Below are 8,349 nucleotides of genomic sequence, written 5' to 3'. Positions count from 1 at the left end.
CGGGCCGGGCTGGTGCGCGGGCGGGCCGGGCTGGTGCGCGGGCGGGCCGGCGGCCGCGCTCACGCGGTCGGCGACGCTCGGGTCCTGCGCGGGCGGCGGCGCGAAGCGGTCGGGCTGCGGCACGGAGCCGTCGGGGTGGTGCGTCACGAGTGGTAGACCTCGCTCTCGATCCGGTCAAGGTGACGCGCGAGCTCGAGCAGCGCCGCGTCGTCGGCGGGTGGTGGTCCGTACAGGAGCTGGGCGACCTGCTCGCCCGGTCGGCCCGTCGCGCGCGCGACGGCGTCGACGAGCGCGGGGGCGTCGGCCGAGCGGGGCAGGCCGAGGCGGTTCGCGAGGCGGTCGGCGGCGCTCGCGCGCAGCCCCGCGGCGGCGTGCCCGCGGGCACCGGCGCGCCGGTAGAGCCGGCCGCGCCCGCGCGTCGTCTCCGCCGCGCGCACGACGACGGGCAGGTCCTCGGTCACGAGCGGGCCGAGGCGACGCCCGCGCCAGAGCATCACCGCGAGCACGACGACGAGGGCCTGGAGCGCGACGACGCCGAACCACGGCGGCAGGGACAGCGCCGGTGCCTGCTCGTCCTCGCCGCCCTCGAACGACGTGTCGAACGGGTCGGGCACGAGCCACACGAGGCGGTCGTGCGCGCCGAGCGTCCACAGGGCGAGGGCGGCGGCGCCGTCCTCGGCGACGGCGTCGTTGCGCAGCACGGAGGAGGTGTCGACCACGCGCACGGTGCGCCCCTCGGCCTCGTGCACGAGGTACGCGCCGACGCCCGGGTCGTCGGGCGAGGGGAAGCACAGCACGTTCGTCCCGTCGAGGTCGACGAGGCCGACGCCGTCCGAGCGCACGGAGCCGGCCGCCTGCGCGGCCGGGTCGTCGCAGCGCGCGCTGCGCGCCGCGCCGCCCGAGCCCCACTCGTAGGCGAGGCCGGCGCTCCCGCCGGTCGCGGCGTCGAGCAGGTGGTCCGGGGGCGCCACGAGGACGAGGTCGGCGCGCGTGCGCACGATCGCGTCGACCTGCTCGTCGAGCAGGAAGTCGCCCTCCGCGACGAGCAAGGTGCCGCCGTCGGCCGCCGCGGCGACCGCGTCGGCGACCGTGCGCACGTACGTCACCTCGACGCCTCGGTCGCCCAGCACCTCGGCGACGGCGCGTGCCCCCGCGGGGCCCGGGTTGTCGGGTGCGAGCGGCGTCGCCGACGTCGTGGGGCGCGCGATCGCGGACAGGCCCGCGAGCGCGAGCAGCGCGACGACGACGAGGAGGGGCCAGCGCGCGCTGCGCCACCGGCGCCGGGCGCGCGACCCGGCCGTCGTGCCGTCGCCGACGACGGGCACGTGGGACGTCGTGACGACGCGCCCGTCGTCCGTGGTCGTGCTCACGCGCCGTCACCCCCCGGGGCGGCGGCCGACGCGACCTCGGGGCGCAGCGCGGGGCGCGCGGCGAGCGTGCGCTCGTCGAGCGCACGCAGGAACGCGTCCGCCTCGGGGCCGACGACCGCCTTGCCGTACGCGACGTCGTCGAACAGGTGCGCGCCTCGTTCGAGCCCGTCCGCGACCTCGGGCACGCGCTCGCCCGCGGTCTGCGCGGCCTCCCACGCGGTGCGCCCCGGCCGGGGGTCGATCACCGCGCGCTCCTCGAGCGAGCGCACGACGGCGCGGAAGCGCTCGAGCGCGGCCGTCGCCCAGTCGCCGCGCGCCGCGGCGTCGTCGGCGGCGGCGCGCAGGTCGGACGCCGGGCGCGTGTCGTCGTCGAGCACGACGGCCGACGCCTTCGCGCGGCGCGACAGGCGCACCGGACCGGCGACCCAGTACGCGATCCCGGCGACGAGCGCGACGCCCGCGACGACGAGCGCGGCCGTGGCCGGACCGCCCAGGTCGATCCCCGTCGCGCCGTCGAAGAGGTCGGCGAGCCAGTCGAGGAACCGCTGCAGGAGCGACGGGTCGGTGCGGTACTCGGGCTTCGCGAGCTCCTCGACGATCCAGCGGCGCGCCTCGTCGGCGCCGGGCTGCACGGGCACGTCGGCCGCGAGCGACCACGGCGTCATGCGCGCGGCTGCTCGCTCGCCGCGGCCGCGAGCTCGACGTCCAGCCCCTCACGACGCATGCGGACGTCGATGTAGAGCAGCGCGACGACGCTCCCGAGGAAGAGGGTCATGACGATCGTCGAGACGGCGATGCCGAGCGCGAGCAGCGCGTTCGCCAGGAACGCCTGGCCCGCGGCGAGGAGGAACGTGCTCACGAGGCTGAAGGGCGAGACGACGATCTGCACGACGACGTACATCGCGACGTAGGCGAGGAGGTAGATGCCGAAGAGCCGCCAGAAGCTGCCGCGCGTCAGGAGCCACGAGCGCTTCACGGTCGCCCAGAACGGCTGGCCCTCGAGCGCGAGCGCGGGCGGCACGAGACCGGTGCGGGTGCCGACCCACACCGCGAGCGCCAGGAGACCCGGGAGCGCGATGATCACGAGCGCGACGCCGAGCCCCGTCGACGCGGCGAACCCGAGCGCGACGAGGAGGACGACGAGACCCACGGCCACGCCCCACGCGAGGCCGAGCAGCAGCGAGAAGCCGATGAGGAACCAGGCCCGGCGCCCGACCTGCGACCAGACCTCGCCGGTCGTGGCCTTGCGCCCGATCACGGACTGCCCGATCGACACCGTCAGCAGGCCGCTGACGATCGGGGTCGCGAGGCTCGTGGTGAGGCCCGTGCCGAGCGTGCTCGAGTAGAGCATCGCGAAGTCGTTCTCCATGCCTCCGAGGCCCGACTCGTCGGGGAGGGCGAAGAAGAAGTCGGCGAAGTAGCCGGAGAACGCCCAGCCGAGCAGGGCGCCGACGACCGTCGCGACGACGACGACGAGCGAGCTCAGGCCGAGCATGACGCGCGGGTTGTGGCGGATGGCGCCGAACGCGCCGTCGAAGATCTCGCCGAGCGTCAGCGGCCGCAGCGGCACGATGCCGGGCTTGGCGGCGGGCGGCGCGTACGGCGCGCCCGCGAAGCCCGGGGTCGGTCCGTAGCCCGGCGCGCCGTACTGCTGCCCGTACTGGCCTTGCCCGTACTGCTGCTGCCCGTACTGCTGCTGCCCGTACTGGCCCTGCCCGTACTGCCCCGGTGCGCCCTGACCGTGCTGCGGCTGGCCGTAGCCGGGCTGGCCGTGCTGCGGCTGGCCGTACCCGGGCGCGCTCTGCGTCGGGGCGGGCGCGCTGCCCGGCTGCCCCCACGCGCCGGGGGACGGGGGCGCGGCGGGCTGGTCCGGCGTCGGGCCCTGACCGGGCTCGTGCCCGGGCGCGTACTGGCCGTACCGGGGCTGCGGGGGAGTCGGGCCCGGGCCGTAGCCGGGCTGCCCGTACGTGGGCGTGCCCCACCCGCTCGCGTCGCCCTGCCCGGGGGTGGCGGGCGGCGTCGGGCCGGGCGTCGCCGTCGGCTCCGGCGTGGCACCGTCCGGCGTGCCGGAGGTGTCGGGTGTGCTCATGTGCTCGTGGTCCCCCGCGGTCGGCTCGGGCGTCGGTCCTGGCCGCAGGCGACAACGGCACCGGCGGCGAGGCCACCCTAGTACGGGCCCCCGCGCGGCGGCTGGCCGGCCCGCCGCCGCGCACCGGGCCGCGGCTTCACCCGCGCCGCACCCCGGGGCCTCGCCGAGGGACGGCCCGTCGATGGCAAGATGTCCGCATGAAGGTTCGTGTGCTCGTGGTGGACGACGACACCGCTCTGGCCGAGATGATCGGGATCGTCCTGCGCTCCGAGGGCTTCGAACCCGTCTTCTGCGCGGACGGCGACCTCGCGCTCGAGACGTTCCGCAGCACCCAGCCGGACCTCGTGCTGCTCGACCTCATGCTCCCCGGCAAGGACGGCACCGAGGTGTGCCGCCTCATCCGCGCGGAGTCGGGCGTGCCGATCATCATGCTCACGGCGAAGAGCGACACGGTCGACGTCGTGCTCGGGCTCGAGTCGGGCGCCGACGACTACATCTCCAAGCCGTTCAAGCCCAAGGAGCTCGTCGCCCGGATCCGCGCGCGCCTGCGCCGCACCGAGGAGCCCGCGCCCGAGCACCTGTCGATCGGCGACGTCGAGATCGACGTCACGGGCCACCGCGTCTCGCGCGGCGGCGAGCCGGTCGCGCTCACTCCGCTGGAGTTCGACCTGCTCGTCGCGCTCGCGCGCAAGCCGTGGCAGGTCTTCACGCGCGAGGTCCTCCTCGAGAAGGTCTGGGGCTACCGGCACGCGGCGGACACGCGCCTCGTCAACGTCCACGTGCAGCGCCTGCGCTCGAAGATCGAGCACGACCCGGAGAACCCGGAGATCGTCCTCACGGTGCGCGGCGTCGGCTACAAGGCGGGCGCGACCCGCACGTGAGCACGCCGGCCGGCTCCACCGACGGGCGCTGGCGAGGGCTCTGGCGCCGGGCCCGGCGACGGGCGCGCGCGACCGCCCGCCGCGTCGTGTGGCGGTGGCGCTCGTCGATGCAGCTGCGCGTCGTCACCTCGGCGCTCGTCGTGGGCGTCCTCACGGTCGGCGCGCTCGGCGCGTACCTCACGGACTCGATGCGCGACGGCCTCTACGAGCGGCGCGCGGCGGAGATCGACCTCGAGAGCGCGCAGTCGACGCAGCAGGCGCGCCGCACGCTCGACGCGTCGCCCGCGTCGACCGCGACCGAGGCGCAGTCCCTGCTGTTCGACCTCTTCTCCCTCCTGCAGTCCACGGGGTCCTCGCGCGACGTCTTCCTGTGGCAGTCCGGCGGGTCGGGCACGGTCGGCTTCCTCGACCAGTCGACGAACCCGCAGCTCGCCGACCTCGTCTCGCCCGAGATGCGCGAGGCGACCGTCGAGGCCGACGGCGGGCAGTTCCTCCAGTCCGTGGCGATCCCCGTCGACCCGATGCGACCTGGGTCGTCGGGCGTCGTGCCCGGGATCGTCGTGGGGTCCACGGTCGAGGTGCCCGTCGCCGGCACGTACGAGCTCTACTACCTCTACGACCTGCAGGCCGACCAGGAGACGCTGCGGTTCCTGCAGTCGGTGCTGCTGGTCGGCGCGCTCGTGCTGCTCGCGCTGCTCGTGGGCATCACGGCGCTCGTCACACGGCAGGCCGTGCTGCCCGTGCGGCAGGCAGCGAGCGTCGCGGAGCGCCTCGCCGACGGCCGGCTCGACGAGCGCCTGCCCGTCAAGGGCCACGACGAGATGGCGTCCCTCGCGCACTCGTTCAACGAGATGGCGCAGAGCCTGCAGGAGCAGATCGGGCGCATGGAGGAGCTGTCGATGCTCCAGCGGCGGTTCGTCTCGGACGTCTCGCACGAGCTGCGCACGCCGCTCACGACGATCCGCATGGCGTCCGAGGTCCTGCACTCCTCGCGCGAGGAGTTCGACCCCGTGTCCCGGCGCTCGACCGAGCTGCTGCAGGCCCAGCTCGACCGGTTCGAGGACCTGCTCGCCGACCTGCTCGAGATCAGCCGGTTCGACGCGGGCGCCGCGGTGCTCGACGCCGAGCGCCGCGACCTGCGCGACGTCGTCAACGCCGCCGTCGACCACGCCGCGCCGCTCGCCGAGCGCAAGGGCGTCTGGCTCTCGGTCCACCTCGGGGACGAGCCCGTGACCGCGGACATCGACCCGCGGCGCGTCGAGCGCATCGTGCGCAACCTCGTGGTCAACGCGATCGAGCACGCCGAGGAACGACCGGTCGAGATCACCGTCGACGGCGACGGGCACGCCGTCGCGGTCGCGGTGCGCGACCACGGGGTCGGGATGACGGCCGACGAGGTGCAGCACGTGTTCGACCGGTTCTGGCGCGCCGACCCCGCGCGGGCCCGCACGACGGGCGGCACGGGCCTCGGCCTCGCGATCTCGCTCGAGGACGCGCACCTGCACGGCGGCTGGCTCGAGGCGTGGGGCCGGCCCGGGCGCGGCGCGAGCTTCCGCCTCACGCTCCCGCGCCGTGCCGGCATCCGCCTGCAGTCGTCGCCGCTGCCGCTCGTGAGCGAGGCCGTGGTCGGCCGCGGCCTCCCGGCCGAGTGGAGCGCGGACGCGCCCGTCGTCGAGGACGTCGAGGGCACGGCCGGGCCCGCGGACCTCCCGTCCGTCACGGGCGGCATCCCCGTCGTCCTCCCGCGCGAGCACGACCCGCACCCCGGGCGAGGGGCGGAGCCGGGACCGGGCGCCGACCAGGAGCCCGTGAGCACCGACGTCCAGGAGGCGCGATGAGCACGACCGGGACCCTGCGCGACCGTGCCCGGCAGGCGCTCGCGGCCGCGTGCGCGACCGTGCTCGTCGTCGTGCTCGGCGCGTGCGCGTCGATCCCCACGTCGGGGCCGGTCGTCGAGGGGCAGGCGACGCCCGAGGACCCGGGCCAGCCGTTCGTCAGCGCGCTGCCCCCGCCGCGCGACGGGGCGCCCGACCAGATCGTGCGGGGCTTCCTCGCCGCCCAGGCCCAGGGCGCGCGCTCGACGTTCGACGTCGCGTCCGAGTACCTCACGGACGCCGCCCAGGACGACTGGTCGCCCCTCGCGCAGGTCGCGATCCTCGAGGACGTGCCGCAGCTCGAGGTGGACGAGAGCACGCTCGAGGACGGCGCGACGACGGTGCGCACGACGGCGGACGTCGTCGGGATCGTCGACGCGCGCGGCGTGTACACCGAGCAGGTGCCGGGCCGCACGACGGAGATCTCCTACGGGCTCGTGCGCGACGACGACGGCCAGTGGCGGATCGCGACGGTCGACGACGGCCTGACGATCACCGCGACGAACTTCGCGCGCACCTACAAGCAGGTCAACCTCTACTTCCCGACGGTCGACCGCGCGTACCTCGTGCCGGACGCGCGCTGGTTCCCGAGCCGCAACTGGCAGGCGCTCGCGGTGCGCGAGACGCTGCGCGGCCCCGCGGAGTGGCTCGCGGGGTCGGTCGCGACGGTCGCCCCGGACGGCACGGCCCTGAGCATCGACTCGGTCCCGCCGACCGAGGGCGCGGTGTCCGTGCCCCTCACCGAGCCGGTCACCTCGGCGTCGCCGGCCGACCGCGCCCTGCTCCTGGCCCAGCTCCAGGCGTCGCTCGGCGGTCGCGTCGAGATCACCGTCGGCGTGGGCGGGTCGGTGCTCTCGGCCGACGACGTCCCCACGATCGGCGTGGCGACGACGCCCGACGACCCGGTCGTCCTCGCGGGCGACCAGGTCATGCGGCTCGAGGGACGCACGACGACGCCCGTGGAGTCCGTCGCGCCGCTGACCGGTCTGCAGCCCACGGCGCTCGCGTTCCGGGGCCGGTCCGCCGAGGCGGGCCTCGTCGTGCGCGACGGCGGCGACCGGATCGTCACCGCGCCCACCGCCGAGGCGGGGCCGACGACGCTGCTCACCGGGTCGAACCTCCTGGCCCCGTCGGTCGACCGCTTCGGGTACCTGTGGAGCGGCCCTCAGGTGCAGGCGGGGTCGTTGCAGGCCGTGAACCTGGAGGAGGCGGGCTCCGACCAGGCGGTGACGCCGGTCGCGGCGCCGTGGCTCGAGGGGCGGACGGTCATGTCGGTGCGCGTCGCGCCGGACGGGGCGCGGATCGCGGTCGTGAGCGACGCCGGGACGGGCTCGCAGGTGCACGTCGCGGGCGTGGTCCGCGACGAGGCAGGGCGCCCGACGCAGCTCTCCGAGCCCGTGCGCGTGGGGCAGCCCGTGGTCGCGGCGACGCAGGTGACGTGGCTCGACCGCGCGCTCCTGGGCGTGCTCGGGAGCACCGCGGGGGAGTCGGCGCCGGTCGTGCAGCGCGTGCCCGTGGGCGGGCCGACCGTGCCCACCTCGCCGGTCGAGGACGCGGTCTCGCTCGCGTCGGCGACGGGCGTGGGGACGGTGCTCGTGGGCACGAGCGACGGCAGCCTGTTCGCGGCGGGCACGTCGACGCTCTGGACGCGCGTCGCGACCGAGGTGCGCCTCGCCACGTACCCGGGCTGACGTCTCCCGGGCGGGACCAAGGGTCCGCGGCCGACCACAGGGGCCGGGGGGCGCGGGGGTCGCACGACGGCGTCCACAGCGCAGGGGCCCGATGCCGCGCGCGGGCCGCGGTCACCGGCACGCTGGCGCCATGCTCGTACGCGCCCTCGACGACGTCGCCCGTCTCGTCCTGCCCGTCGCGTGCCCGGGGTGCGACCGCCCGGACGTGCGGTGGTGCGCGACGTGCCTCGGTCTCCTGCGCGCCCCGCTGCGCCGCCGCGAGGACGGGGCGCCGCGCCTCGACCGGCTCGACGGCGCGGGCCCGCTGCCCGTCTGGGCCCCGGCGGCGTACGCGGGTCCGGTCCGCGGCGTCGTCGTCGCGTGGAAGGACCGCGCGCGGGCGGACCTCGACCGTCCGCTCGCCGCGGTCGGGCGGGCGGCGGGTGTCGCGCTCGGCCCCGTCCT

The 8,349-nt window shown here is 76.3% G+C and carries 6 protein-coding genes and 1 pseudogene; 4 read left to right on the top strand and 3 right to left on the bottom strand.

Annotated elements, in window-relative coordinates:
* Positions 1 to 143 precede the first annotated feature (143 nt).
* From GJV82_RS18805 to GJV82_RS18795, 3 genes are read right to left on the bottom strand one after another with little or no spacing between them, the layout of a single operon-like run.
* Positions 144 to 1,370 (bottom strand): DUF4350 domain-containing protein, encoded by a 1,227-nt coding sequence (locus GJV82_RS18805; protein WP_162290315.1) that lies wholly within the window; start codon positions 1,368 to 1,370, stop codon positions 144 to 146.
* On the bottom strand, positions 1,367 to 2,035 hold the full coding sequence (locus GJV82_RS18800) for a DUF4129 domain-containing protein (protein WP_155100280.1): 669 nt from the start codon (positions 2,033 to 2,035) through the stop codon (positions 1,367 to 1,369). Before GJV82_RS18800 ends, GJV82_RS18805 begins: the two co-directional genes overlap by 4 nt.
* Positions 2,032 to 3,459, bottom strand: coding sequence for a hypothetical protein (locus GJV82_RS18795; RefSeq protein WP_155100279.1), 1,428 nt, complete (start codon positions 3,457 to 3,459; stop codon positions 2,032 to 2,034). The genes GJV82_RS18800 and GJV82_RS18795 overlap by 4 nt, the downstream gene beginning before the upstream one ends.
* Before the next feature lie 197 nt (positions 3,460 to 3,656).
* On the opposite strand from GJV82_RS18795, the gene mtrA reads away from it, so the two are divergent.
* The 4 genes and pseudogenes from mtrA to GJV82_RS18775 all read left to right on the top strand — a co-directional run.
* A complete protein-coding gene (gene mtrA / locus GJV82_RS18790; protein WP_024839349.1) occupies positions 3,657 to 4,340 on the top strand; it encodes an MtrAB system response regulator MtrA in 684 nt (227 codons plus the stop codon).
* A complete protein-coding gene (gene mtrB, locus GJV82_RS18785; protein WP_318657834.1) occupies positions 4,337 to 6,178 on the top strand; it encodes an MtrAB system histidine kinase MtrB in 1,842 nt (613 codons plus the stop codon). Before mtrA ends, mtrB begins: the two co-directional genes overlap by 4 nt.
* Positions 6,175 to 7,905, top strand: a complete 1,731-nt coding sequence (locus GJV82_RS18780; RefSeq protein ID WP_155100278.1) for an LpqB family beta-propeller domain-containing protein — start codon at positions 6,175 to 6,177, stop codon at positions 7,903 to 7,905. Before mtrB ends, GJV82_RS18780 begins: the two co-directional genes overlap by 4 nt.
* A gap of 130 nt (positions 7,906 to 8,035) precedes the next feature.
* A pseudogene (locus tag GJV82_RS18775) lies at positions 8,036 to 8,349 on the top strand (ComF family protein); the annotation flags it as partial.

Source organism: Cellulosimicrobium composti (genome assembly GCF_009711085.1).
GTDB lineage: Bacteria > Actinomycetota > Actinomycetes > Actinomycetales > Cellulomonadaceae > Cellulosimicrobium > Cellulosimicrobium composti.
This window is presented reverse-complemented; position numbering and strand designations above follow the sequence as displayed.

Coding starts and splice junctions, on each gene's coding strand:
- GJV82_RS18800 (WP_155100280.1), bottom strand. CDS start 2,035: ATGACGCCGTGGTCGCTCGCGGCCGACGTGCCCGTGCAGCCCGGCGCC.
- GJV82_RS18795 (WP_155100279.1), bottom strand. CDS start 3,459: ATGAGCACACCCGACACCTCCGGCACGCCGGACGGTGCCACGCCGGAG.
- mtrA (WP_024839349.1), top strand. CDS start 3,657: ATGAAGGTTCGTGTGCTCGTGGTGGACGACGACACCGCTCTGGCCGAG.
- GJV82_RS18780 (WP_155100278.1), top strand. CDS start 6,175: ATGAGCACGACCGGGACCCTGCGCGACCGTGCCCGGCAGGCGCTCGCG.